The organism is Pseudomonas sp. GM48 (assembly GCF_000282335.1).
Classification (GTDB): domain Bacteria; phylum Pseudomonadota; class Gammaproteobacteria; order Pseudomonadales; family Pseudomonadaceae; genus Aquipseudomonas.
On sequence record NZ_AKJM01000085.1, the window covers coordinates 117,036 to 142,835 of the forward strand.

Here is a 25,800-nt window from a genome sequence, read left to right on the forward strand (position 1 = left end):
CGCACACCAAGAGGCCATAAACAATGTATGCCTACTCCCTGTTGAACTAGCTATAGACCGAACATCACATTGCCGTTAAATGACCTGAACCTCCACATGAAGGATTTTAGTGATCAGATCTGAGTCGAAGAAGCGAGTACACCCGAAGGCTGGCTTGTCTGGATGGACACATGGTGCGTCAGCTTTCGAAGCTATGCAGAAGCCGAAGCCTTCGTGACAAGACTGGAAGGCCGTATAAACGCAGCCCACCCCTTGCCTATCAGCATCAATAGGCCTGTGGTGGAGCTGTCTTAAAGAGCCATCTTCGCTACACCAGAAAACAGTCACCGTTTTGTAACTTTCCGGCAGTAATACTCTGGCTATTCAACGCCTGCTGTTTTTTCTGCCGCCACTTTAGGCGGCTTTTTTTGCCTGATGATTTGGGCAGCAGCTTCGCTAGGTCAACCAATTGGATCTCAGCCTTTTCGAGCGCTGTGGCTGCGCAGCTTTGCCAAGCCTTTTCCAACGGACGCAGGTCGGGTTCGATCAGTGCCTTTTGGCACCATTGATAGTGGTCATGCCAGGAACCTAAAGCCGATTGCAGTGCTTTGAGAGAGCTCGCCGCTTTACGCGAGAGAGATGAAAGCTTGGGAAAAGCTTCCGTGAGGTAGCGCGTCCGTTTGACCAGAATTCTCAACTCGTGCCGATCAAATTCAGCGTCATCCACGGCAGCATGCAACCGGCCAATCTGCTTATTCAGCGCTTTTTCAATTTGAGGTTGGACGTGCTTTAAACCGCCTTTGACTTCAACGGAGCGAAAGGTGGAAGGCCATTCATCCAATTGAATGAACAGGTTCTTGAGGGCCGAACTTTTTAGAATTCTGGTGTAGTTCGACGCTAACCGAGTTTTTCTGAGTTGCGCCTGAACAGGGAAGCCTTTGTCCTCCAACTCCTGAATCATCACCTCCAGATCGCGAGCCGGCGTGGTCAGCCTTCCCACTTCAGCCGACGCATTGTTCAGCGCCACAACTTCGCTCATGGCGCGCATCGGTCGGAGCAAACTCCTGATACGCCTCACGGCAATCCTGAGGTCGTGCAAAGCTTCGCTATCAGTCCGTGCCTCCAACCGAGCGCGGGAGTGATACAGGGCAACCTGAAGCGCCAATATCTCAGCAACGAATTTATCTACAAATGACATTCGGTCATCTCATTGAAACAGGATCGACACGAGCTTAGCAGAAGCCTCGATCATCGATATTGACCACCTAGAGCGTACTACGCGCCATCCACGATCACTCGAAAGAAAGATTTGCGAGATCACTGACCAAGTACGCTCATGCGACTGGCTGCTTCACGCCATGATCCGTCGCAAATCACCGCCTACGTATCAGCGGAGATGCGCAGCAACGCCCTCGCTCCACATACGATCAAGTTGGTTACCGCGCCCATTGCTAGCCTACCAACTAGATGGTATGGTTTATTGAAATTTATAGCACCGTAAACCTACAGGGCACCGCGCCTAGGTCAGTACCCCATGCAAATTTGGAAGCAAACTCGTAAAGACATCAGTGCCCGCCTGATACAGCTGAATGGCCTTTCCCCAGAGACCATGAAAGGTATGGCGTCACTAGGAGGCGCCGGCGGGCCGGTCTGACCGCAGAAGGCCTGCCAATCTCCAAGGAAGCCCGTGGCCATTTGTATATCCCGGGTATTTCACTGCGGAAAATGTTGAAGCTGACGCCAAGTCAGTGATGCTGTATGAGGAATAGCGACATGAACAAGTCTTATGAGCAATCAATGAAAATCGATGCTCCCCGTGACGGCTGGTTGAGTCAACTGCGCAGCTTGTGCGCTTACGAAATAGGTGTAATCCCACTCCCGATTTTTCTCGGCATAGCCGTGATCGTTTATCTCTCGGCACACTTAGGTTTTTTGCCTAATAACATGATTGGTGGTCTTGCCGTCATCATGACAATGGGCATGTTTTTCGGCCAACTGGGTTCGCGTCTTCCGATACTGAAGGAAATCGGAGGAGGAGCCATTCTGTGCTTGATGCTGCCATCGATTCTGGTGTTCTACGGCTTCTTCGGCCCGGCCACGATTGGCGCTACAAAAATGCTAATGAAAGAAGCCAACTTTTTGTACTTCGTGATCGCCAGCCTGGTAGTCGGCAGCATTCTGGGGATGAGTCGGTTTATTTTGATTCAGGGCATGATGAGGATGTTCATACCTCTCCTCGTCGGAACCCTGACTGCCGTGTCAAGCGGGCTCATTGTGGGAAAACTCGTCGGCTACAGTTTCTACCACACCTTCTTCTTTATCATTGTTCCAATTATTGGCGGGGGCATTGGTGAGGGAATCCTGCCTTTATCGCTTGCTTACTCAGCTATTCTCGGCGGTACGCCGGAAATCTACGTTGCTCAATTGGTGCCTGCCGCTGTAGTCGGCAACATCGCGGCGATTATCTGTGCCGGCTACCTGGCCAGGCTGGCGCTAAAACGCCCGCATCTCAATGGCGAGGGTTCATTGATCCGTGCCAAAGACGAGAATGATAAATTCCAAGTTAGGGAAGATAACGGCTCGACTATCGATTTCAGAGTGATGGGTGCAGGCGTTTTAGTCATCTGCGCATTCTTCGTCCTTGGCGGTCTGCTTGAGAAAGTCTTCGGTATTCCTGGCCCTGTCATGATGATCTTGGCCGCTGTACTTTTTAAGTACGTTCGCGTTCTGCCGGAAAAACTGGAAAAAGGTGCAAACGCTTTCTACAAGCTTATTTCTTCCGCCTTCATTTGGCCGGTGATGATTGGTTTGGGGATGCTGTATGTCCCTCTCGATAGCGTCGTAAAAGTCTTTTCTATCGGTTATGTCCTAGTCTGCGTATCCGTCGTTGCCTCAATGGCCGTCGCAGGTTTTGTTATGGGCAACCTGATGAAAATGTACCCCATCGAATCAGCCATCGTGACCTGCTGCCACAGCGGCCTTGGCGGTACCGGGGATGTTGCGATCCTCTCAGCCTCCAATCGTATGTCGCTAATGCCGTTCGCTCAGATATCTACCCGCCTCGGGGGCGCTTCGACGGTGATCATTGCTAGTATTCTTTTAGGTATTTTTGCTTGATGCCGAGCGCAGAACACTCATCATCAACCGATAAACGCATTGGTTTTCACTTTCGAGTGAGCACCTTGTGAGGTCATTCGTCTGCTCTTGGTGCTGCATTGCTAGGTAGCGCTTTAAAGAAGCCCCTGAGCAGATTTGAACACAAGCATTTGGTTGGGGGCAAACCTGCCCGCCTACCGGTTCACACCAGGTCAAGTATCAGAACCATTCAAGGAAATTCATCATGAGCAAACAAAAGATAACGTTCCAAAACCCTCAGGGTATAAGTTTGTCTGGTCTACTTGAGCTGCCGGAGTCGCCCAGAGCCTATGCATTGTTCGCCCACTGCTTCACCTGCGGGAAAGATATTAAAGCTGCCGCTAGAATTGCTAAAGCGCTAGTCGACAATAATATCGCTGTGCTCCGATTTGATTTCACAGGCCTAGGCAGCAGTGATGGCGACTTCTCCAACAGCAATTTTTCCTCCAACGTTGCCGACCTGGTAGCGGCGGCGGAGTATCTGCGTGATACATATCAGGCTCCATCTATCTTGATTGGCCATAGTTTGGGTGGAGCCGCAGTCATAGCGGCGGCGAAACACATTCCAGAGGCAAAGGGTGTGGTGACAATCGGCGCCCCTGCTGAAGCGACCCATGTCATGAAACAGTTCAAAGGTCACGTAGAAGCGATCAGAGACATTGGTGAATATAAAGTAATGCTGGCAGGAAGAGAGTTTACTATAAAAAAACAGTTCCTCGATGACATTGAAACCCATCAGCAGGATAAAAATATCGCGAATCTTCGACGCGCACTGCTTGTTTTTCACTCGCCCACAGACAGCGTTGTATCAATAGAACAAGCCCAGAAGATTTACATGACAGCTAAACACCCAAAGAGCTTCATTTCGCTCGACTCGGCCGACCACTTGCTTACCAACAACAATGACGCGGAGTATGTAGCATCATGTATTACCGCCTGGAGCTCTAGGTATATTTAACCCTAGTCTTTACTTAGCGTCAAAAATGCCATTACCAGGTCTACTCTCATTCGATATTGCTCAATATCGGCACTAAAAAGAGCCAGAGAATAAGAACATACGCAAGCGCATCGAGCACTTTGGTGGCCGAATTCATATAGCATCAGCATCTGGCCGGAGCGAGCTGAATATCATGATATTCATGAGTATTCCCCATAAGAAAATTTGACTTATCCAACAATGGGCTCCTTAGTGAACTTATCAACACAAATCCGGTTAGCCTTGGTCGATGATCACACCTTAGTACGCGATGGGATCAGGGCTCTACTATCCGTCATTCCGACTGTGACCGTGGTTGGTGAGGCTGAAAATGGCGAGGAAGCTATGGTGATGGTTGAGCACTGCAATCCAGATATTCTGTTGGTCGACATCAATCTTCCCGACACTAACGGTCTTGAGCTGACGCGAATAATACGCGATAGACACCCCACCATAAAGGTGCTCGTGCTCAGCATGTATGATAGAAAAGAGTATGTAACTGAATCCCTACGCTCCGGTGCGAGTGGCTACGTATTGAAAAATGCACCCTCAAGAGAGATTGTCGCTGCGATTGAAGCAATTAAAAACGGGGGTACCTTCTACAGTGCTGAAATCGCACAAAAACTCCTTCTTGATGATAATACTATTAATAAGCTAACGCCCCGGGAAAGCCAAGTTTTATATAAAATGATCCAAGGACTGAACAACAAAAAAATGGCACGGGAACTGGACATTAGCGTCAGGACTGTAGAAACCCATCGCCTGAGCATTCGACGCAAACTCAACATCGAGAAACCTGCGGCATTAGTAAAGTATGCAATAGATCATGGAATAATTTCGAGATAGGGACTGTTAGCAAGTAGTTGTGGCTTGCCATTCAACTCATGTTTATAACACCCCAGCTCATCCGGGATAGATACTACATAACGTGTCCACGTGATGTGGTCGTCACTGCTCGTGCTAATGCTCGATATAAAGGTCAACAAGAGTCGGCGAATTCGAGTGCCAATTTATTTCTAAGTTCCCTGCTCGCCCCCTCTCCTACCCCGTACACCTCATACGATGAAACAAGTCGGCTCGCTATTGCAAGCCTACCAATCGGATGGTAGTTTTCGATAACCCTATGGAAATCTCTAAGTAACCTATGGGGCCTGTGCTCGATGAGTTGCTGACTTCTTACGACAGCCCGGCCCGCGATTAGCCACCACGACATTACGCTGATTGCCTGCCAAGGAGATTGAAAAATGGCCTACGATTTTGACCTTTATGTGATTGGCGCCGGATCCGGCGGTGTGCGGGCTGCGCGTTTTGCTGCCGGTTTTGGCGCGAAAGTGGCTGTGGCCGAGAGCCGCTACCTGGGCGGCACTTGTGTGAATGTCGGCTGCGTGCCGAAAAAGCTGCTGGTCTACGGCGCGCATTTCGCCGAAGACTTCGAACAGTCGCAAGGTTTTGGCTGGACGCTGGGCGAAGCGAAGTTTGATTGGACAACGCTGATCGCCAACAAGGATCTCGAGATCAATCGACTGAACGGCATCTATCGCAACCTGCTGGTCAACAGTGGCGTGACCTTGCATGAAGGCCACGCCAAGATCATCGACCCACACACGGTCGAGATCAATGGCGAGCTCCACACTGCCGAACACATCCTGATCACTACAGGCGGCTGGCCGCAGATCCCAGAGATTCCAGGGCACGAGCACGCCATCAGCTCGAACCAGGCATTCTTTCTCAAGCAGCTGCCCAAGCGTGTTCTGGTGGTCGGTGGTGGTTACATCGCGGTGGAATTTGCAGGGATCTTTCACGGCTTGGGCGCCGAAACTAAGCTGCTGTATCGCGGTGATCTGTTCCTGCGCGGCTTTGATGGTGCGGTGCGTAAACACTTACAGGAAGAACTAACCAAGCGCGGCATGGACTTACAATTCAACGCCGACATCGAGCGCATCGATAAGCAGGCTGACGGCAGTCTCAAAGTCAGCCTGAAGGACGGTCGAGAGTTGGAAGCGGACTGCGTGCTTTACGCCACCGGTCGCCGTCCGATGCTCGATAACCTCGGGCTGGAAAACACCGGCGTCAAACTCGACAAGAAAGGTTTCGTCGAGGTCGATGATCAATACCAGACCGCCGAGCCGTCGATCCTGGCGCTTGGCGATGTTATCGGCCGTGTTCAGCTGACTCCCGTCGCTCTGGCTGAAGGCATGGCCGTGGCGCGCCGTCTATTCAAGCCTGAGCAATACCGCCCGGTGGATTACAAGATGATCCCGACCGCCGTGTTCAGCTTGCCAAACATCGGCACTGTAGGGATGACCGAAGAAGAAGCGCGAGAGGCCGACCACGATGTGGTGATCTTCGAAAGCCGTTTCCGGCCCATGAAGCTGTCCTTGACCGAATGCCAGGAGCGCACATTGATGAAGCTGGTGGTGGATGCCAAAACCGACAAGGTGCTGGGTTGCCACATGGTCGGGCCGGATGCTGGGGAAATCATTCAGGGGTTGGCCATCGCTCTGAAAGCTGGTGCCACCAAGCGCCAATTCGATGAAACCATCGCCGTGCACCCGACCGCCGCTGAAGAGTTCGTCACCATGCGCACGCCAGTCACAAATTAATCGTTCATCGGTCAATCTGTTGCGCCCCACGTGGCTGAAATTACTGCCATAGACACCCACAGCGCTAATCGATTGGTGATACGCATGCTTGGAGTAAGCGAGTGCTAACCCACCTCATCAACGTACCTTGGCTTGCTACGAAATAACTGATTGCGCTCGCGTCGATCTCAACAGACTCCAAGAGTAAATGCACAGCCGCACATAGCGCATCGAAAGCATTCAGTTTCTACAAGCTTAGAAATTTGTAGAAAAAACTTCTAATTTCGAGATCTTTTCTGAAAAAAACGAAAAAATTTCCGAAGGCAGATGCTCTATATTTTATTGAAGCCCATGTGTCGTTGATAGCTTGTAGCTGAGCACCAGAATAAGTTTTTAGCCAAGCCGTGGGACGTTAAAACCATTAGCAACTATGAGAGGTGATCATGGAACAAATACCATTGTTTATTGGCGGTGTATGGCGTAATACGCATCCCAGTGAATCGATCCCCGTAGTCAATCCGGCAACTGAAGAGCAGATCGGACTCATTGCGAAAGCTAGCTTGGCTGACATAGAAGACGCGGCAATCGCAGCTGAGAAAGGCTTTGCGACATGGAAGCAGGTTTCCGCACTCGATCGTGCATCGATTATGCACAAAGCGGCAAATTTGATTCGTGAGCGTGCTGAAAATATCGCTCTGGTACTCACTTCCGAGCATGGAAAGCCATTGGCGGAAGCAATGGGTGAAGTCGCAGCAACTGCAGACACCATCGATTGGCATGCTGAAGAAGGCAGACGTGCATATGGACGAGTCATCCCTTCCCGCGCATTAGGTATTCATCAATTTACTCTGATGGAGCCAATCGGGCCTGTAGTGGGATTCGCGCCGTGGAACTTCCCCCTCATTCAAGCCGTAAAAAAAGTCGCGGGTGCCTTGGCAGCCGGCTGTTCGATCATTTTGAAAGGTGCGACAGAGGCACCGTCCTGTGCTGTCGAGCTCGTAAAAGCATTCGCTGACGCTGGCGTTTCTCCTGGAGCAGTCAACCTGCTTTTTGGCGACTCAGGCCAAATTTCTGAGTATTTGATTGCCCATCCCTCTATCCGGAAAGTGACTTTCACCGGATCTACTCCAGTGGGCAAAAAGCTTGCGAGCCTCGCAGGTTTGCACATGAAGCGATCCACGATGGAGCTGGGTGGCCACGCGCCCGTGATCGTAATGGATGACGCGGATATCGCCACCGCAGTCAAGATTTCTGTCGCCGCTAAATACCGCAATGCGGGTCAGGTCTGTGTCTCCCCTACTCGCTTCCTCGTTCACTCGAAAGTATTCGACGAGTTCGTTAGCCGCTTCGTAGAAGGCGCACGCGCCGTCAAGGTGGGTGATGGTCTTGATCCAAACGTAACCATGGGCCCAATGGCGCATGCGGGCCGGCTCAAGGCGACAGAAGAACTCGTGGCGGATGCGGTATCGCATGGAGCGAAGCTCGAGACCGGCGGAAATCGCGTAGGCAACAAAGGGTACTTCTTCGAACCAACGGTTCTGACGAATGTACCGGTAACTGCCCGCGCCATGGTTGACGAACCATTCGGGCCAATCGCGTTGATCAATTCGTTTGACGACATCGAGGATGCCATCAAAGAAGCGAACAGACTGCCATATGGTCTATCTGCATATGCCTACACCCGATCGCTTACCTCGGCAAATAAGCTGTTCAACGGAATCGAATCTGGCGCCATCTCGATCAACCATCACAGCGTTGCACTACCAGAGCATCCGTTTGGCGGCGTCAAAGATTCCGGATACGGAACCGAAGGTGGCCCTGGCGCACTAGACGCATTCATAACCACAAAGTTCGTTTCTCTCGCAAGCGTTCTTTAACTTTCGGCGAATATGCTTTTTTAGTTCTGCTACCGAATACAGGTGCATTAGAAATAACGCGTCGCTAACTATTGGAACTTATATGCTTACTCCGAATATTATCGAGCGTCTTGTCGGCGCAAACGAAAACTCTCCGCTCGCGATGGCCATTGCGGAGCGGGCTGAAATTATGGCACTCAGTCAAGCTAGCCATGATGCCGTGATCATTCCAAAAGATCCTGGTGGTCTATCACATGCAGAACGTGCAGCTCTTGCTGAACGAATCGCTCGGTTGAGCGATTCTGAAGAACTGGCTGATCACTACCATGCATGTCTTGAGTCAGCTGGTGGCGATGAAGGACTCTATGTCGCCGCCAACCCTCAGCAGACGGCCTATGGGGATGAACGCTTCATGGCAATCATCCGATTCACTGATCTGGTCACTCAAAAGCCGCGCGAAGCTACGAAGCAAGATATCGACACATTGAAGGCTGTCGGAATCACAGAGCCAGATATCGTGAGGCTCACCGAGGTTCTTGCTTTCGTTAACTATCAGCTCCGGGTCGTAGCTGGGTTTAAAATTGCTGGAGAAATGAAATGAGCCAGGTCGTGCATAATTTCACCGTATCGGTGCCTCACTGGTCGCCGTACATCAAACCTGTAGAGTTGGAAAGCGCGAGCCAAGAGCAGCTCGATGCGATGAAAGTAACCCCATCGAGCAAAAAAATCTCGGAATATGTGCTCACTCTTGCTCATGACCCTGAATCGCTCGCGGTACGATCCCCTTTGTTTAACGCCATCATGTATGGTCGCGCCGGCTTACCCCCTGCTGAGCGTGAACTAGGTGCGATTGGTTCTTCGATTGTTAACCGTTGTGTCTACTGCGCCGCAGTACACGGTGCCCGATACAATCAATTAACCAAAAGTACAGAGCTGGTCGCAAAAATCTTTGCAGACGAAACAGAAGCTCGGTTGGATGAGCGTTCTCAGGCTCTTTTCGACTTCGCCGTAGAGCTGGCCAAATCCCCTCCAGCATTAAAAGGACAGCATGCAGACGCGTTGAAAGACCTCGGTTTTGACACGCTTGGCGTTGTTGATCTGGTGTTGGCCACAGCCATCTTCGGATGGGCGAATCGCCTGATGCATGTTTTGGGTGAACCCGTAAAAATTTGATCCGCCGTTTCGTAAAACGTGATGTCAGCATAGCGGGCAGCCCCAAACTGCCCGCTATCAAAATGCTAAATTTCCCCGCACGTCCCTTCCGTTTTCCTCCAAATTCCAGCCCACTACTTTCATTTCGAAGCTGTCGGTGAAGCCATGGAATATCCCTTTCAGACGTGCTACACAGTCTGTCGTAACACTTCGCTGAACTTGAGCAACCGACTTGCAATACAGCGCCTGGTAAGGGTTTCGTATGTTTCCAACCAACCAGGCAATGCGCTGCGGCTAACGGACATAAAATGACCCGACCTCTCACCGTCAGTGCCACTTGGCTTGTAGGCGTCATCGAGGAACTCACTCGGCAAGGTATCGATGCTTCCCGTTTGGGAGCTCCCTGGGCCCAGCACCTGGAGGACGTGGCGCCTACGCGGCAGCTGCAACTCGTGCAAGTGAGACGGCTTTGGCAGCGCGCGATGCAACTTTCCCAAGATCCGCTGTTAGGCTTGAAGGTTGGCGTAGCATTACCACTGCAATCAATGAACGTCGTGGCACTGGTGTTAATGCACAGCAGTTCATTACGCCAGGCGCTCGCCCACACGGTCAGACTGCAGCAATTAGTCAGCAACTCTGGTCGCTTTTTAACTGACCCCACTTCCAACAACGGTGTTCAGCTGGTTTACCACGTAACACCTAGTCCCGTAGCCATGCATCCCGCCCAAATAGATTCTCTCTTTGCCGCGTACATGCGTCTTCTCTATAGCTGTATGCCGGCTGACCGTAGACCCACCAGGATTGAATTACCTGGCACTGACTCGTGTTTAGCCAACCGTTATCAAGCTTATTTTGAATGTCCCGTCACTCTGGGAGTAGAGCACGCTCGTGTCATATTTGAGGCAGAACTGCTGGACTCACCCTGGCAGGCTGCCGATCCAACCCTACTTCGCATCGTACTTGGTCGTGCAGAGGCGATGCTTAAAACCCAGGGTCGCTCCGACACGCTCGTTGATTACGTGACGGCAGCCATCGCTGCGCAGGGATTTTCAGAAGCGAATTGCGACAGCGTGGCGCACTCGCTGGATCTCAGCAGGCGTACTCTTCAGCGTCGATTGGCTGAACGCGGTTCATCCTTCCGCCAATTACTGGAAGCGGTGCGTATGAGCGAGGCATTGGAAGGCCTCGCTGATCCCGATCTGCCGCTTGTGATGCTGGCAGAAAGGCTGGGCTACGCTGAGCCCAGCGCGTTTTCGCATGCTGTGCGAGGTCACTTCGGTAAGGCACCTAGTGCACTGCGCCATGAATTGGCAAGCAGCTTACTTGCTGGAGGAAAACCCCTTTCAATCAACAATACTGTGAGTTCAGACCACCAAAGTGCGGCTTGTGGAGCCAATTCGCCCCAGTGCGAACTTGAGGGCTAAAGCTCTCGGAAAAGGTCTCGTTCGAGAACGGCGCTCGCCGCGACAAGCCCACTGACCATCGCGCCACTGACTCCGGCAGCAGTCACATCCTGTCCCCCGAAGTACAGCCCTTTAACAGGGCCGTGCGCGCGCATCCATCGCTGTGCAAAACGAAGCGGTGTTTGCTCATAGCCCATGAAATTGCCATGGCTGCGGTTTAGAAAGTGATTGAAAGTGAGAGGTGTAGCCAGCTCAGCATGAGCAATGCTTCCGCCGATTTGAGGATAATGTTTTAAGGCCACAGCCATCAGGTCTTCACTCAGTCTTGCCGTCATGTCCTCGTACTCTGCACCTCTATGCTTCCACTTCGTGCCAGTGAAGCGCTCGAACACCGACCAATCAGTGAGGCCGCAAATATCCATAGTGCTCTGCTTAGGGTGACGGTCTGGCCAACTCGGATCCCGCAACGATGGGTGGGCAATGAAATGTAGAGGCATGGGCTGTCCCTCTGGATCAGCTTTGTACAGTGCAAGGTTCGCCGGGAGATCATTGCTAGGGTGCACCCACAAATTGGCTGGATGAATATTCAGATCAGCATTGGCAATGTCGATGCCAAGGTTCAGCACGGCATAACATTGAGTTGTACCAATGGTATTTGTCACCTCGCCCAATAGCTCCGCCAGTTCTGGATTTGCATGAGCCAGCAGCGGTACGGTCTGAGAAATACCAATCGCACTGACGACTCTGTCCGCGCGAATTTGGCTTCCGTCAGCGGTTTGTACACCTACCACGCAACCATCACACATCTCGATGCTCACAACCTCAGCCGCTACCAGGCAAGCCCCTCCTGCAGCGCGGACAGTGTCAGCCATTGCTGTGGCTATGCATTGCGAACCGCCAACGGGGTAACTAGCACCATCGATGTAATGGCTGAATACCATGGCATGGATCGCAAAAGAGGCCTCCGCAGGGGAATTGCAGTAGTCGCCGTAGTTCCCACACCAGACTGCCTTAAGGTCAGCGTTGTCAGTCAATTCGTCCAAAACATCCTGCACGGTGCGCTGTGCAAGTGGCATGAATGCAGTCTGAGCCCTGGAGAACGCCTTCTCAGACATGGATTGTGGCAAGGCTCGCTCACCGAAGAAGGATTTCGCAGCCCGGCTCGCCTCCCCCACCAGCTCCACGTAACGATCGATCGCGCGCGCCTCCTTCGGAAAGTAGTCCTTGAGTCGATCCTTGTAGGCTTCTGCACCGGCCATATGATCGTAGCTATTGGCACCTACGATGATGCGATTGTAATTGTCGGGCATGCGCGCCCATTCAACCTGACCACCTGAGACTTTGTCGAAAAGGCGATAGAGTCCACTCGTCTTGCGGTGTACCTCACCCATGTAGTGCAGGCCAACGTCCCACTCGAAGCCTTGACGTTTGAAGGATTGCAAGCAACCGCCCAACACCGCGTGGCGTTCAAGCACCAACACGCGCTGACCTTCAAGCGCTAACAATGCGGCAGTGCTTAGGCCGCCTGCGCCAGAACCTATAACGATCGTGTCGAACCTGCCGTCTAGCTCACCACGAGCCAACGCACGCTTAAAACTCAGATCGTAGTCGCTCATCGTTCGTCCCCTTCCCTGCCCTTTCCGGGATTTTTATTGATCATTACCGAGCAGTCGCTGCGCAGCTTGGCTCAGTGTGGGTGGGAGGGAAATTTGAGTGAATGGCACCACGCGCCAAAGATTTGTTACGACACGACAGTTCAAACGGTGGGAAAGCCAACGCCAAGGGTATTGGCATCTCAGATCAATTCTCTGTCGCACGGTAGCAACGACAGCAGTGGACTGGCATCAGAGAATCGCTCCACGGTCATCCTGTGATTTGTTTATAAAAACGAGAGAAGGGACTGCGATGATGGAGAGCAACTTCAGGCATATTCAGGTAGAACCCGAGGCGCACGGTTTTGGAGCCAGGGTTACTGGTATTTCGATTGATAAGCCCCTCACGGCAGCTGTACTCGAAGAGGTAAAGGAAGCGTGGGCCAGGCATTCGGTAATTTACTTTCCGGATCAGCCGCTCTCCCACACGCAACTGGAGGCGTTCACGCTTCAATTTGGTGAGTTCGGAATAGACCCATATATCGTCCCGATGGAGGCCCATCCGCACATACTCGAACTCAGGCGCGAGCCTGATGAGAAAGCGGTCAACTTCGGTGCCCAGTGGCATTCCGACTGGAGCTTCCAGGAACAACCGCCGGCGGGAACCATCCTGCATTCCAAGATCACTCCGCCCGTGGGTGGCGATACCCTGTTTGCCGACGGATATCGTGCCTACGATGACCTTTCCGAGACGATGAAGGGCTTACTGAGTCGTCTCGCCGCGATACATTCTGCGAGCATGCCCTATGGCAAAAATGGTCTCTTCGCCAAAGAAACAGAAGCGCGCTCGATGAAGATAGTGGTCAGTGAAGACGCGGACAAAACCTGGCCACACCCGCTGGTGCGTGTACATCCGGTAACAGGTCGAAATTCTTTATACGTAAGCCCTGTCTACACGCAGGGTATTCAGGGTTTGACTCATGGTGAATCATCGGCGCTGTTGAGCTATTTGTATCAGCACATGGTGCAGGACAAATATATCTACCGCCATCGGTGGGCGCCGAACATGCTCACCCTTTGGGACAACCGCTGTACGCTTCACAATGCAGAGGGTGGCTACGACGGTCACTTACGCGTCATGCATCGAACAACCATCTCTGGCGAACGCCCTGTTGGTATCACCGCCGTTTAATCACTAAACCAGGAAATACACTCAATGATTGACGTAAGCATTCTTTACCCGAATGAAGCTGGCGCAACCTTCGACTTTGATTATTATCGTGATAACCATATGACGATGATTCAGCTGAAGATGGCCGGGGCCTGCAGCCACTTCACTATTGAAAAAGGCCTTCAAGGCCCAATACCCGGAAGCGATCCGACGTACCTTGCGATAGGCCACCTCTTCTTCGAATCGCTCGACGCATTTGCCGCTGCATTTGGGCCTCACTCTAAAGCCATCGGCGCGGACATCGCCAATTATACTAATCTCAAGCCCATCATTCAGATCAGCGAAGTGCTCGTTGGCTGATACATCCCAAGAGACGCAATTGGCGTATACCGAAAGGCACCTAGTATTGAAAATACCAGGTGCCTATTTGTTAGAGGCTGCATAAGAGGCGTTAGCTCAGCAATAGCTTATAACAAGCCGCAATCGACTACTCGCTTCGTACATTTTTACAGAGGTTGATCAGCGACACGTCTGAACCCTTTCCATCGAGAAATGCATTCAAATATTTCTCATAAGGACTTATGTCAATGTTGGCTTCTTTAAGCCAGTCAGCATCGTAATACGTTGAGGCATAACGGTCTCCTGAATCGCAAATAACCGATACTATCGACCCTGTCTGCTTATGTGAACGCATATGCTCCGCGATACAACAAACGCCAAAAAAATTCGTTCCGGTGGAACCACCAACACGGCGCGATAGCCGCTCTGAGAGAACGTGCATCGCAGCAAGTGAGGCAGCATCTGGAATCTTGATCATGTGATCAATGACATCAGGGATGAACGAAGGCTCTACTCTCGGCCTACCAATACCTTCAATCCGAGAGGGAGTCGGACAAGTGCTTCCCTTATCCCCTGTGTCGAAGGACTCATAGAAAGCAGAATGCTCAACGTCAACTACACAAAGTCGAGTATTCAGATGCTTATACTTGATATACCTTCCGATTGTGGCAGACGTTCCTCCAGTGCCGGCACTCATAACCACCCAAGCCGGCTCAGGATCTCGCTCCATCGCCATTTGCGAAAATATGCTTTCAGCAATATTATTGTTACCACGCCAGTCTGTAGCGCGCTCTGCATTTGTGAATTGGTCTAAATAATGACCACCTGTTTCACGAGCAAGTTTCTCAGCGACCGTATAGATAGCTCCAGGATTGTCAACAAAGTGACATGTCCCCCCTAGTCGATTAATAGCATCGATTTTCTGGCAACTGGTGGAACGCTGCATTACTGCAGTAAAGGGCAGATTTAGGAGCTTAGCAAAGTACGCCTCACTTACAGCTGTTGAGCCAGAAGATGCTTCGACTAACAAAGTATCTTTCTTTATCCAGCCATTGCAGATGCCATACAGGAAAAGCGATCGTGCCAAGCGGTGCTTCAGACTGCCTGTAGGGTGAGTAGACTCATCCTTCAGATAAATCGATATCCCAGGCAGCCCGTTAAAATCTAAAGGAATCAGATGTGTATCGGCAGAGCGATTGGCATCCCCCTGCAACACGCCGATTGCCCAGCGAATCCACTCTTTATCCTGATTACCGAGATTAAGATTCATAAATATCCTGTATTTGGCTACTGATTCAACATTCAGTCCAGCGCGACAATGGCATCTACTGCAACGAGGGCTCCTTTTGGTAGTGCGGAAACCTCGAATGTAGCGCGAGCAGGGAACGGAGAAGAGAAATAGGTAGCATATACGTCATTCAACTTCGCAAAATCACTTAAATTTGTAACCATTATTGTTGTTTTGATAGTCTTTGAAATACCGGTACCCGCTGCTTCAGCAATCGCTGAAATATTACTGAGGCACTGTTTCATTTGAAGCAAGGCATCGTCCGCGACCAGCTCTCCCTTGGCAGGGTCAATGCCTAGCTGCCCCGAAACAAATAGATATTCACCATGGCAGACTGCCTGAGAATAAGGGCCAACGGCAGCTGGAGCTAATAAAGTTGAAATATTTCGCATGAAAGGATCCCTATCCATTATTAATGGATATTAACAATTTATAATTCTATATCAGTAAAGGTATCGATTACCGATACCTTTCATGGGCCAAGCAAGGACACTTAACTCAATCAGCGAAAATCTTGCTTGCTTGAATTGAATTGCTGAATGGAACAACTCCTACGATCTCAAGCTCGGCATAATCGGTAAATTTATTATAAATCTCTTCAACATCTTCAAGATAAAGCGATTTTGTGATACCACGTACCGCACGAGGAACCGAGTATCTAAACCCGCTGATAGCCGAGCCGGAAAGTCCCATACTTACAAGAGCGCTATAGGTAAAGTTGAATACATTCTTAATGTAGGGGGCTTCCCCAGGCGTTTTTTCGACAAACTCAAAATTCTCACCCAGGTAGGGATGGCTGGATATTTGAGCATCTTCCTCCCCATGGGTAGGACTATATTTGTCTTGCCACAGCGCTATGTGATTAGCAATATTTGAAAGCTCTGGGCGTAGTGAAAAATCGTTCACAAACCCAACAGCAACTATCAAGTAGTCGACCTTGAGTTTGTCTCCAGACGCAAGGGTGACCTCAACTTGTTCCTTTCCACCATCAGTTACAAGTTTCACACCTTCCCAAGCTGCATTAGTACGAACGCTCGCACCTTCTAAACCTGACAATCGATTATAGGCGTCCTGTGGAGCTGGAATGTTATACCTGAACATATGTCGCATGTACTTCCACTTCAGGCAATCATCCATATCAGCGTAATGATTAAGAAACCCAGCTTTTGCCATCCATATCTGAGGATTAATACGCTGGATATCCTTGCGACGAATACAAACAGTCGCTTCTAACGCCCCGGCCTCAAGCGCGGTCGAAGCATTGTCGAATGCGGATGCGCCTGCACCAAGAACTGCTATCTTTTTTCCGACAAGCTTTGAAAAATCAATATGCTCTCCTGAAGAGGCGTATCGATCTTTTGGTAGCGCCGATGAAATAAACTTAGGTACATGCCATGCCCCGCTGCCATCAACGCCCGTGGCGACAACTACCCTGCGAGCATAAACAACGTCCCGAGCCGATATCTCTCCTCGACCGTTGAACCTGTTTAGCTCCAGTCGAAACAGTTTATCTTCAGGAATGACGCTGGAGACACCAGTAAGATTCTCGACTGGGATCTTCAGTGTGTCGCGGCACCATGTAAGATAGTCTTGCCAGTCGCCTTTAGGGATTTTTATCAGTTGCTCCCAAGCTTCTTCGCCGTACTTGGCTGTGTACCATGCTTGAGGTGCAAGACTGGTTAATGTCGCATCAATACCTGGCAAATGCTTTACAGTACGCAAAGTACGCATACGCGCCGTATTGTTCCACGGGCCTTCCAGGCCCTTGGGCTGCTGATCAAAAACAACGATGTTATCAACCCGTTCGCGCAAGAGACCTGCAGCGATTGCCAACCCGCCTTGGCCTCCCCCGATGATAGCGACGTCGTAGACATGCTTACCGCTAGGGTGCGCCTTAGGCAGTACCCAAGGGTCATGAGGAAAACGTAGGACGTGGAGATCGGCCTGTACCCTTGACGCCAGTTCATCTAGAGCACTGTATTCTGTTGATTTCACACTCATTTTTCTTCACCTATCTACATAGATCCGAAATATAGGTCATCTCGTCGTAAACAGCCTTAGAGGCCACTCATATCGCTATTTCGCTAATTAGCTCGATGAAGCCAGTGTATTCTTCCTTCATCAAAAACAGTTTCCAATCTTCAACGTTTAACCCAGCTAAAATTGAATAAACTTCTAAAAAAAGCCTGAATTTTGGAATTAATTTTCACAGATTAGCTAATGAACGACTGACGATCTCCAATGCCACCGTAGAGGTCACGATTTATTTTCGTTTTGATTACGTAAAAAGCAACGTATTACGATAGAAGCGAATTCCAGCGTCATATGCCTCTAATGCGATCTCACGCATTGGATATTTCGTGGACTGTCTTAGTGGTAATGGAGTGATTACATCATCGCCGAGTGCGATTTTGGCCAGCATTTTTCCGAAATAGGCATTTGGCGCAATACCTCGCCCATTACATCCGATGGTTGCAAAGATGCCGGGGCGCGGTTCAACGAGATGCGGCAATCTGTCCACCGTTTGACCAAGCGTGCCCGACCACCGGTAACCCCATTTAAATGTAGGAGCGAATGGATAAACGAACTTCATCGCACGGTTTACCCAATTGTCTCCTTCCGAATGAATAGGAAGAAAACCAATAGATCCAACATGTAGCCGCCCAACCGGGTCATATCGGAACCAAAGCGGTATTTTATGGGTGTCCCACATGGCTATATAGTGAGGCAAAATTCGCTCTCTCCACTCAGGAGGTAGCGGATCAGCAGTGGCAATACCGAAGGCCCCAAGAGGCATTATTTCCTCCTTAAAGCCTGGTACAAGATCATTGCTGTATGCGTTGGTTGAGAGAATTACCTTATTAGCTTTTATTGTTGTATTTCCGGCAGTCGCTAACCATCCGCTACCTGACGGTTCCAAGGATGTGACTCTAGATCCGGTGGAGATTCTAAGGCCTTTGGAAACGGCAGCTCGCGCTAACCCCCGAACGTAGGCAAGCGGTTGGATCGTAAATCCACGATGATCGATCAGAGCGGCTTTATATCTGGTCGACCCATTCATCTCCTCGAGCTCAGAGCCATAAACCATCTGAACATTTGCGCCCAACGCTTGCCAATCGGAGGCCTGGGATTCTAACTCTCTCGTTTTCTGAGGAGATGTCGAACAGCGGATGATGGGCCTTTCGTCAGCGGCACAATCAATGCCGTAATCACGTATCAACTGACGGACTACATCGGGGGCGCTACCCAACTCCTTCAAAAAAAGCTGACCATAATCTTGGCCTAGCGCGCGAAGAATCTGTTCAGGCGAGAGAAACTGACCAGGATTTACCTGTCCTGCGTTCCGTCCACTAGCTCCTGAACCAATTTCTTGAGCCTCAACCAATATTGTCTTGGCTCCTCGTTCTGCACAGTGGAGACCTGCCGTTACCCCGTTGTAACCACCACCGATGATCAATACATCGCATGATTCTTGCCGAGCCAGGGTTACACTTTCTGGCTTTGGCCCACCGGTCGCAGACCACATCGAATGGTCAATGTCAGCTTCTTGGCCGCTAATTAAAGGTCTATCGCCATTAAACATAGTCATCCTACTTCGCTACGAGCGCTTAATTTTATTAACAGATTACAATCGCTACAAAGGGTTTGGTTTTGCTTAATTAAATGGCCATGGTATGCAAGATCTTTCGCTCCAAGGCTGTGACAGCGCGAGTAATAGGGAACGCAATTACAAAATAAATGACTGCAGCGGCGGTCAAAAGCTCCACCGGATGCCCAGTACGGTTGGAAATGTTTTGACTCACGAACATCAAGTCGGCCATACCAACAGCGGAGACAAGTGCACTCTCCTTAAACAAGCTAGTGCAGTTCGACAAAAGCGTAGGTGCAGCCCTTAGCAGCGCTTGCGGCAGAAGAACGTACAAGGTATGAACACGATAAGTCAGCCCAAGAGCCACCCCTGCATCATGTTGTTCCTTGCTAACGAAGCTAAACGATGCACGGAACGTCTCACTGGTTATCGCCGCCATATACAACGTAAGCGCGATGATTCCACAAGTCAGGTTCGAGAGTTCAACACCCAATACCAGAGGCAAGCAGAAAAACATCCAAAACAGCTGAATGAGCACTGGAGTGCCGCGAAACAGAGCCACATATACGGTACTAACCCCATATATAATTTTATTTTTTGAGCTGCGCGCTATAGCAACTATAAATCCTAAAGCGCAACCCAATATCACACAGATCGCTGTGAGCTTCAAAGTTAATAAGAGGCCGAAAAGTAAGGCAGCCTTGTAATCGAAGATTACTGAAAAATCTAGTTCCATGGCCGCGTCCTCATGAGTTTTCCGCTTTACGGCGGCGCTCTATGTATTCTACGAGCTGAGATATTGGGAACGATATCGCAAAATATATGAGTGCAATAACTGTGAACACCTCGATAGGGCGATAGGTATCGGTGGCCAAGATTTTCCCCATATACATTAGATCTTGCAAGGCGACGATCGCAACGAGCGCCGTTTGCTGAAAAGCGCCGATACCATTTGCAACCAACACGGGTAGAGCCGAGCGAAATGCTTGGGGCAAGACTACATAGACTGTTCGTTGAAACGGAGAGAGACCTAACGCAATAGTCGCATCGTACTGATTACTTTGCACTCCCTGGATGGCCGCCCTGTACGCTTCTGCGTTGAACGCTGCGAGATTAAGTCCAATCGCCAAGATTCCCATCGTCAATGCGTCTATGTAAACATCGAATATGATCGGTATGCAGTAGAAAAACCATACGATCTGGACAAGCGCAGGAGTACAGCGAAAAAACTCAATGAACAGAGTGAAGGGCCAACGGAGTATCGGATTGGGGCTCATTACCAGGAGCGCAATAACGAAACCCAGAGTCAATCCTATAATGTTCGCCGCCACGGTGAGCTGTAGGGTTACGACTAACCCTTTCAGTAGTGGCCAGAGCCCGTTCGCGATAAAGAACAAATCAAATTGATAGTTCACGTTTGACTCCTTCAGTCTCGCCGATATGAAAGACTCGCTGAATGAACTCTCTCGTTCGAGCTTCCTTCGGCCTACCGAGTACCTGCTCAGGAGGCCCGTCTTCGACCACTACGCCGCCAGCGCAGAAAATCACTCGGGAGGCGATGTTTTTGGCAAAGTGCATATCGTGAGTCACTATCACCATAGGCATGGATTGTTCAGCCAAATGCATAATGACTTGCTCTACTTCAGCGACAAGCTCAGGATCAAGAGCCGACGTAACTTCGTCGAACAGCATCAATTTTGGGTCGAGCATTAAAGCCCTGGCAATCGCCACTCGCTGCTTTTGTCCACCAGACAGGTGGGCTGGATAGGCTTTTTCCTTTCCTTCCAATCCAAATCTGACCAACAAACCACGTGCTCGCTGTTCTGCCGATTGTCTTGACTCTCCCCGCGCCTTGATCGGCGCGAGCGTCAGATTTTGTAAAATGTTCAGGTGCGGGAACAAAGTGTAATGTTGGAAAACCATTCCAATGTTACGGCGAATATCCTTATCAATTACGGTTCTTCCGAACTTATCAGTCGTAATATAGTTTTTACCTTGAAACAGTAATTGGCCCTTATCAATATCTTCTAGCCCCATCAACACTCGTAGCAGCGTACTTTTTCCGCCACCACTCGGCCCAATCACGACGACACGATCACCAGGGCACATGCTAATGTCCAAACCTTGCAGCACAGGTTTTACGCCGCCTGCGTAGCTCTTGTGCAGCCCCTTCATTTCTACGAGATAGTTTGCATTTGCCATTAGCTTCTACTCCAAATTCAGACAACCACTACCATTCACTAAGGAAATTACTTAGTCTCGTGTGCGATAGCTTTTTTGATTAGCTCATCCATATGACCGGTCGCGACGGCATCATTGATATAAAGGTCTAATACTTGAAGATCTGCGTATGAAGTATCGCGCCGTAGGCCGAACGAAACACCTTTTTTATCGATCGCTGGCACAGGTCTAAGAACTACCGCCCAATCGGTATGCGAAGCAGCGAAAAGGTCATTAGCTGCCGACGTATCGAAAATCACATCAGCTCGTTTGGACATAACAGCTAAACGGATTTCGTCGGGGCCAGGTAGCCGCATGATCGATGCGTTTTTGATGATGGCCGTTAAAGACTTATCCTGAGCTGTGCCAGATGACACCGCGATGGTGACTCCTGGTTGGTCGATATCAGCAACTCCCTTAGGCTGATTCGTCTTGGGATTTTTCTGGTTGTAAATAAAGGTCGATTCGGTAGCTGAAAGGTTTTTCGAGAACACGATAGAGAGCGCACGTTGCGGGGTAGCCGTAAGTGCCGGTGCCAAATCCCATTTTCTGGATTGCAAGCCAGCTATCATGTTGTCCCAACTAGTGTCCACAAAGACCGGCTTGACCTTCAGTATTTCAGCGAACTCTCTGCATGCGTCGACAAAGAAACCTGAATACTCCCCGGTGGCCGGGTCTTTCATAATGTAGGGCGGAGCCTCCGCCGTACCACATCGAATAGATCCAGATTTTTGGGCTGCGGCCCATATGCCATCCCCCTCACCTTCGGCGTAAACGCCTGATGATCCGGAAAACACTCCTACTAGAACCAATGCCGGTAACAGACGCATGCCCATACGTTTGAAAATCATATCGGTATCTCCCAGTGATGCGCCGGCCATGCGCAGATTTGAGGGGATGGCCCTCTGAGCCTCTTGTTATTTTCAGCGCGCCTGCTTTGGGGCTGGGACGCACCTCTTTTTTTCTCCCTGATGAAGCACTCCGCTCGATCCGTCTCGCTGTTGAAAAAAGACTACCATTTGACAATAGGTAAACTATTGCAAAATTTCCACGCCTCAACCTCTTGACTTGGAAACCACTTCCAATGTTTTCTCTATCTGTGCAATATTTTTTCGAGGCTGTGTAAATGACCAGTTCTTCAAAGCTGCCGGATCGCTCATCCCGTCTAGACCGTATCGATCGTCGAATATTGGCGGCCCTTCAGCGCGACGCTACTCAGCCCGTAACCGAGCTCGCAGAGCAGGTCGGGCTCTCCATGACGCCTTGCTGGCGCAGAATTCAGCGCTTGGAACAGCAAGGTTTCATCAAGAAACGTGTCGCCATCCTGGACAGAACGACGCTGAATGCAAAAGTGACAGTGTTCATCATGATCAAAACTAGAGAGCACTCCATTGAATGGATAGATCGTTTCTATCGAGCGACTCGCGATATGACCGAAATCGTTGATATCTATCGGATGAGCGGCGAGGTTGATTATCTGATCCGCGCTTTCTTGCCGGATATCCAAGCCTATGACGTACTTTATAAAAAAATCATCGGTCAGTTACCCGTAGCGAACATCACGTCCATGTTTGCAATGGAAGAAATAAAATCTACAAGCGAAGTACCGCTTGATTTTATTCCAGACTGAATCAGCTTCAGAGGCAGCTCTTTGTATCCAAACGAGCTGCCTGGTCTAAACGTTAACCATCGGAATTGGCGATGTTTTTCCTAATTCCGAACCGGGTTGGGCGTACTGCCACAGCAATGGATAGAACTCTAGGAAATCCGCACTTAGCGGCTCATACAGCGCAGTCAGCTCTTCGTATGCACCAAGCAAGCCATCTGGTTGGGATAGGCGCAGGGAGATGACTTCCAGCCCATGGCCGATCATCGAAAAATCCCTATACGCTCCTAGCCAATCTTCCGCGATGATCAACGGTGCGATTTGAGCCAATCGTTCCGGCAAAGCGGGCTCGTTCTCTAAAAGCCGGTAGACCTTTTGAGAAAAAACATCTAGGGGCACATTGGCGTATCGCTCCCAATCCCGCGCAAGGCAATGATCGAAAAACATGTCGAGCGCGATTCCCGCATAGCGGCGTCTTGTTGCCGGGAATCGATCAAGCGCCCTTCTAACCAATGGATGGGAATCCGTAAAAGCATCAATTTGGCGATGCAACCTGATTGCCTCTTCAGCCTCTGCAGAATAATTTCCTGAAAGCCTCCCCTTTACAAAATCCCCATAGAGACTCCCCAGCAGCTGCTGCGGCTCCTGACCGCCCAAGTGAAGATGTGCAAGGTAGTTCATCAGAGATTCCTGCTAGCTATGTGGCTTTCTGAATAGTCATGGGCCGGATTGATGGAGTCGAGCTCCTCCCGTCCGATGTCCCCTTCACAGGAACACTACCATTCACTAGGTAGGCCATCAATACCAGATTTATAGCCACCCAACTACCCTCGCATGGCAGCTAATTGTCGACCGCAGATGCCTTCAGAATGACATGACAAAACCGATTGTCGCACCACCTATTGCAAGCCTACCAACTAGATGGTAGCGTATATCCAGATTCAAAATTAACCCGCAAACCTACAGGGCGTTAACGCCCATGTGAGAATCCTATGCAAGATTGGAAGCAAACTCGTCAAGACATCAATGCCCGTTTGGTACAGCTGAATGGCTTGTCTCCTGAGACCTTGAAAGGCATGGCTGCGCTAGGTGGTGCTGGTGCAAAAACAAACCAGCTCGATGCCAAAACTCGGGAACTGATTTCGCTAGCTGTAGCGGTGACCACCCGCTGTGATGGCTGTATCGCCTTCCACGCTGCAGAGGCCAAAAAGCTTGGCGTAACTACTGAAGAGGTTGCAGAAGCTTTAGGTGTGGCAATCAACATGAACGCAGGAGCTGCGCTGGTTTACAGCACTCACGTGCTCGACGCGTTCGACAAATCCTAAATCAGAACGCTGACCTTCAACCCTTAAACGACGTCGAGATTAATCATGAATAAGCTGTTCACGCCCTACGATATGGCCGGTATTTCTCTGAAAAACCGCGTTGTCATGGCCCCTATGACCCGCACCCGAACCTTGGACAACATTCCTAATGAGTCCAACGCGTTGTATTACGCACAACGTGCTTCTGCTGGCTTGCTGATCACCGAAGGCCTGCCGATTTCCGACGAAGCTCGTGGCTATCTTTACACTCCGGGCATTTACGCTGATGAACACCTGCCTGGCTGGCGTAAAGTCACCAATGCCGTGCATGCCAAGGGCGGGAAGATTTTTGCGCAACTCTGGCACGTTGGCCGCATGTCCCATGTCTCGGTGCATGGCATAGCGCCCGTCTCCTCGGGGACAGTGCCTGCTGTGGACACTACGGTGTATGCCTGGATTGAGCCTGGCAAAGCCGGCCCAGTTCAACCCAGCGCACCACGTGCATTGGAAACTGACGAAGTTAAACGCGTTATCGCGGACTTCGTGAAATCTGCGCGCATGGCGATGGACGCCGGTTTCGACGGTATCGAAATCATGGCTGCCAATGGGTTCCTGTTCGATCAGTTCCTGAGCAGCGCCCTGAACACTCGTACCGACCAGTACGGTGGCTCCATCGCCAACCGTCAACGCTTCCTGTTGGAAACCATTGACGCGATTGCTGCTGAAATCGGTGGTTCGAAGATCGGCGTGCGGTTCTCGCCGTTTGGTCGCCTGTATGACTTCGGTGTGTACGAAGGCGAAGAAGAAACCTGGATGAGCATGGCGGCTGCCCTCAATGAAAGAGAGCTGGCGTTTGTTCACTTGAATTACCAGCCGACCATCCTCGCCGCGCAAACACCACCAGGTTTCGGCGCAGCGTTCCGCGAGGCCTACAAAGGCACCTTGATGGCTGCCGGTGGCTTTACCAAAGAAATCGCAGAATCTGAACTGGCCAAGGGTGAACTCGACCTCATCGCTTTCGGCACCGCCTACATCGCAAACCCTGATTTGGTAGAGCGTATGAAGAACGGCTGGCCGTTGGCAGAGGGCGATCGCTCGACTTACTACGGGGTGAGCGGCTCGATTGACAAGGGCTATACCGATTACCCGAATTACGTAAACGCTGCGCAAACTGTTCCGGCGTAACTACGTTAATGCACAGCCTACGTTTAGCAATACGTAGGCTGTCACGCTCTAAACCTTCACCGGCTATTGAAAATAAATATGAAGGACGTTAGGGAGAAAAATTATGAACCGTAAATTTGTTTCCGGATTATTTTTATCAGCAGTAGGAATATACGCTTTAGGGCTTCAATCGCAATTCCTTGCAGAGGCACAAGAAGTCTCCGGCGCATTTGTAGTTGATAGCCAAGCCACACCTACCACGGTCGCATCTGATGGTGCTGATCATGTCGGAGCAGGCGCAGTGGCACGAAGTGGGGCTGAGCACGGCACAGGCCAGGTGGCTGCCGATGGAGCCGACCACGTCGGGGCCAAAAGCGTAGCCGCTGACGGTGCCGACCACGTCGGGGCCAAAAGCGTAGCCGCCGATGGTGCCGACCACGTCGG

Annotated in this window: 25 protein-coding genes; 13 read left to right on the forward strand and 12 right to left on the reverse strand. The window is 50.6% G+C overall.

Going from position 1 to position 25,800, the window contains the following annotated elements:
• Window positions 1-307 precede the first annotated feature (307 nt).
• Window positions 308-1,177 carry a CHAD domain-containing protein gene (locus tag PMI28_RS12915; RefSeq protein WP_007987577.1) on the reverse strand — a complete coding sequence of 290 codons (870 nt, stop codon included), beginning with the start codon at window positions 1,175-1,177 and terminating at the stop codon, window positions 308-310.
• Between the two features lie 575 nt (window positions 1,178-1,752).
• On the opposite strand from PMI28_RS12915, the gene PMI28_RS12910 reads away from it, so the two are divergent.
• From PMI28_RS12910 to PMI28_RS12885, 8 genes are all read left to right on the forward strand, one after another.
• Complete coding sequence (locus tag PMI28_RS12910) at window positions 1,753-3,096, forward strand: 2-hydroxycarboxylate transporter family protein (RefSeq protein WP_007987581.1); 1,344 nt, start codon at window positions 1,753-1,755, stop codon at window positions 3,094-3,096.
• 223 nt (window positions 3,097-3,319) lie between these two features.
• Window positions 3,320-4,072, forward strand: coding sequence for an alpha/beta hydrolase family protein (locus PMI28_RS12905; protein WP_007987583.1), 753 nt, complete (start codon window positions 3,320-3,322; stop codon window positions 4,070-4,072).
• 231 nt (window positions 4,073-4,303) lie between these two features.
• Entirely contained in the window at window positions 4,304-4,936 is a 633-nt protein-coding gene (locus PMI28_RS0128615; protein WP_033063391.1) for a response regulator, read from the forward strand.
• A gap of 398 nt (window positions 4,937-5,334) precedes the next feature.
• On the forward strand, window positions 5,335-6,693 hold the full coding sequence (gorA, locus tag PMI28_RS12900; protein ID WP_007987587.1) for a glutathione-disulfide reductase: 1,359 nt from the start codon (window positions 5,335-5,337) through the stop codon (window positions 6,691-6,693).
• Window positions 6,694-7,115: 422 nt separating this feature from the next.
• Window positions 7,116-8,549, forward strand: coding sequence for an NAD-dependent succinate-semialdehyde dehydrogenase (locus tag PMI28_RS12895; protein WP_007987589.1), 1,434 nt, complete (start codon window positions 7,116-7,118; stop codon window positions 8,547-8,549).
• Window positions 8,550-8,631: 82 nt separating this feature from the next.
• A complete protein-coding gene (locus tag PMI28_RS0128620) occupies window positions 8,632-9,129 on the forward strand; it encodes a CMD domain-containing protein (protein ID WP_050548696.1) in 498 nt (165 codons plus the stop codon).
• The gene (locus PMI28_RS12890) at window positions 9,126-9,701 is read left to right on the forward strand and encodes a peroxidase-related enzyme (RefSeq protein ID WP_007987591.1); all 576 of its coding nucleotides are present in this window, start codon (window positions 9,126-9,128) and stop codon (window positions 9,699-9,701) included. Before PMI28_RS0128620 ends, PMI28_RS12890 begins: the two co-directional genes overlap by 4 nt.
• A 287-nt stretch (window positions 9,702-9,988) precedes the next feature.
• The gene (locus PMI28_RS12885) at window positions 9,989-11,104 is read left to right on the forward strand and encodes an AraC family transcriptional regulator (protein ID WP_007987593.1); all 1,116 of its coding nucleotides are present in this window, start codon (window positions 9,989-9,991) and stop codon (window positions 11,102-11,104) included.
• On the opposite strand, the gene PMI28_RS12880 is transcribed toward PMI28_RS12885, so the two are convergent.
• Window positions 11,101-12,699: a phytoene desaturase family protein gene (locus tag PMI28_RS12880; protein ID WP_007987595.1), complete on the reverse strand. Its 1,599-nt coding sequence runs from the start codon at window positions 12,697-12,699 to the stop codon at window positions 11,101-11,103. The genes PMI28_RS12885 and PMI28_RS12880 overlap by 4 nt on opposite strands.
• A 289-nt stretch (window positions 12,700-12,988) precedes the next feature.
• Between PMI28_RS12880 and PMI28_RS12875 the strand changes: the two genes are divergently transcribed.
• Together PMI28_RS12875 and PMI28_RS12870 are read left to right on the forward strand one after the other, a co-directional pair.
• Window positions 12,989-13,867, forward strand: coding sequence for a TauD/TfdA dioxygenase family protein (locus tag PMI28_RS12875; RefSeq protein WP_007987597.1), 879 nt, complete (start codon window positions 12,989-12,991; stop codon window positions 13,865-13,867).
• 24 nt (window positions 13,868-13,891) lie between these two features.
• Window positions 13,892-14,206, forward strand: a complete 315-nt coding sequence (locus PMI28_RS12870; RefSeq protein WP_007987599.1) for an EthD family reductase — start codon at window positions 13,892-13,894, stop codon at window positions 14,204-14,206.
• A 127-nt stretch (window positions 14,207-14,333) separates the two neighbouring features.
• Here PMI28_RS12870 and PMI28_RS12865 read toward each other — a convergent pair whose 3' ends face one another.
• The 8 genes from PMI28_RS12865 to PMI28_RS12840 form a co-directional block, all read right to left on the reverse strand.
• Window positions 14,334-15,455, reverse strand: coding sequence for a PLP-dependent cysteine synthase family protein (locus PMI28_RS12865; protein WP_007987601.1), 1,122 nt, complete (start codon window positions 15,453-15,455; stop codon window positions 14,334-14,336).
• Window positions 15,456-15,487: 32 nt separating this feature from the next.
• On the reverse strand, window positions 15,488-15,865 hold the full coding sequence (locus PMI28_RS0128625; protein ID WP_033063380.1) for a Rid family detoxifying hydrolase: 378 nt from the start codon (window positions 15,863-15,865) through the stop codon (window positions 15,488-15,490).
• A 106-nt stretch (window positions 15,866-15,971) separates the two neighbouring features.
• A complete protein-coding gene (locus tag PMI28_RS12860; RefSeq protein ID WP_007987603.1) occupies window positions 15,972-17,474 on the reverse strand; it encodes an FAD-dependent oxidoreductase in 1,503 nt (500 codons plus the stop codon).
• Between the two features lie 277 nt (window positions 17,475-17,751).
• Window positions 17,752-19,062 carry an NAD(P)/FAD-dependent oxidoreductase gene (locus PMI28_RS29715; RefSeq protein ID WP_238540695.1) on the reverse strand — a complete coding sequence of 437 codons (1,311 nt, stop codon included), beginning with the start codon at window positions 19,060-19,062 and terminating at the stop codon, window positions 17,752-17,754.
• A gap of 70 nt (window positions 19,063-19,132) precedes the next feature.
• Window positions 19,133-19,798 carry an amino acid ABC transporter permease gene (locus PMI28_RS12855; RefSeq protein ID WP_007987607.1) on the reverse strand — a complete coding sequence of 222 codons (666 nt, stop codon included), beginning with the start codon at window positions 19,796-19,798 and terminating at the stop codon, window positions 19,133-19,135.
• 10 nt (window positions 19,799-19,808) lie between these two features.
• Entirely contained in the window at window positions 19,809-20,477 is a 669-nt protein-coding gene (locus tag PMI28_RS12850) for an amino acid ABC transporter permease (RefSeq protein WP_007987610.1), read from the reverse strand.
• Window positions 20,461-21,264 carry an amino acid ABC transporter ATP-binding protein gene (locus PMI28_RS12845; RefSeq protein ID WP_007987612.1) on the reverse strand — a complete coding sequence of 268 codons (804 nt, stop codon included), beginning with the start codon at window positions 21,262-21,264 and terminating at the stop codon, window positions 20,461-20,463. The genes PMI28_RS12850 and PMI28_RS12845 overlap by 17 nt, the downstream gene beginning before the upstream one ends.
• 47 nt (window positions 21,265-21,311) lie before the next feature.
• Window positions 21,312-22,133: a substrate-binding periplasmic protein gene (locus tag PMI28_RS12840; RefSeq protein WP_007987614.1), complete on the reverse strand. Its 822-nt coding sequence runs from the start codon at window positions 22,131-22,133 to the stop codon at window positions 21,312-21,314.
• A gap of 275 nt (window positions 22,134-22,408) precedes the next feature.
• Here PMI28_RS12840 and PMI28_RS12835 point away from each other — a divergent pair, with 275 nt between their 5' ends.
• Window positions 22,409-22,912, forward strand: coding sequence for an Lrp/AsnC family transcriptional regulator (locus PMI28_RS12835; protein ID WP_007987615.1), 504 nt, complete (start codon window positions 22,409-22,411; stop codon window positions 22,910-22,912).
• Window positions 22,913-22,957: 45 nt separating this feature from the next.
• On the opposite strand, the gene PMI28_RS12830 is transcribed toward PMI28_RS12835, so the two are convergent.
• Window positions 22,958-23,569 carry an acyl carrier protein phosphodiesterase gene (locus PMI28_RS12830; protein ID WP_007987617.1) on the reverse strand — a complete coding sequence of 204 codons (612 nt, stop codon included), beginning with the start codon at window positions 23,567-23,569 and terminating at the stop codon, window positions 22,958-22,960.
• Window positions 23,570-23,880: 311 nt separating this feature from the next.
• On the opposite strand from PMI28_RS12830, the gene PMI28_RS12825 reads away from it, so the two are divergent.
• Both PMI28_RS12825 and PMI28_RS12820 read left to right on the forward strand, forming a co-directional pair.
• On the forward strand, window positions 23,881-24,213 hold the full coding sequence (locus tag PMI28_RS12825) for a carboxymuconolactone decarboxylase family protein (RefSeq protein ID WP_007987619.1): 333 nt from the start codon (window positions 23,881-23,883) through the stop codon (window positions 24,211-24,213).
• A gap of 45 nt (window positions 24,214-24,258) precedes the next feature.
• Window positions 24,259-25,377, forward strand: a complete 1,119-nt coding sequence (locus PMI28_RS12820; protein ID WP_007987621.1) for an alkene reductase — start codon at window positions 24,259-24,261, stop codon at window positions 25,375-25,377.
• Window positions 25,378-25,534: 157 nt separating this feature from the next.
• On the opposite strand, the gene PMI28_RS31585 is transcribed toward PMI28_RS12820, so the two are convergent.
• Window positions 25,535-25,800 (reverse strand): hypothetical protein (locus tag PMI28_RS31585; protein ID WP_007987623.1); only part of this gene is annotated, 266 nt, incomplete at its 5' end.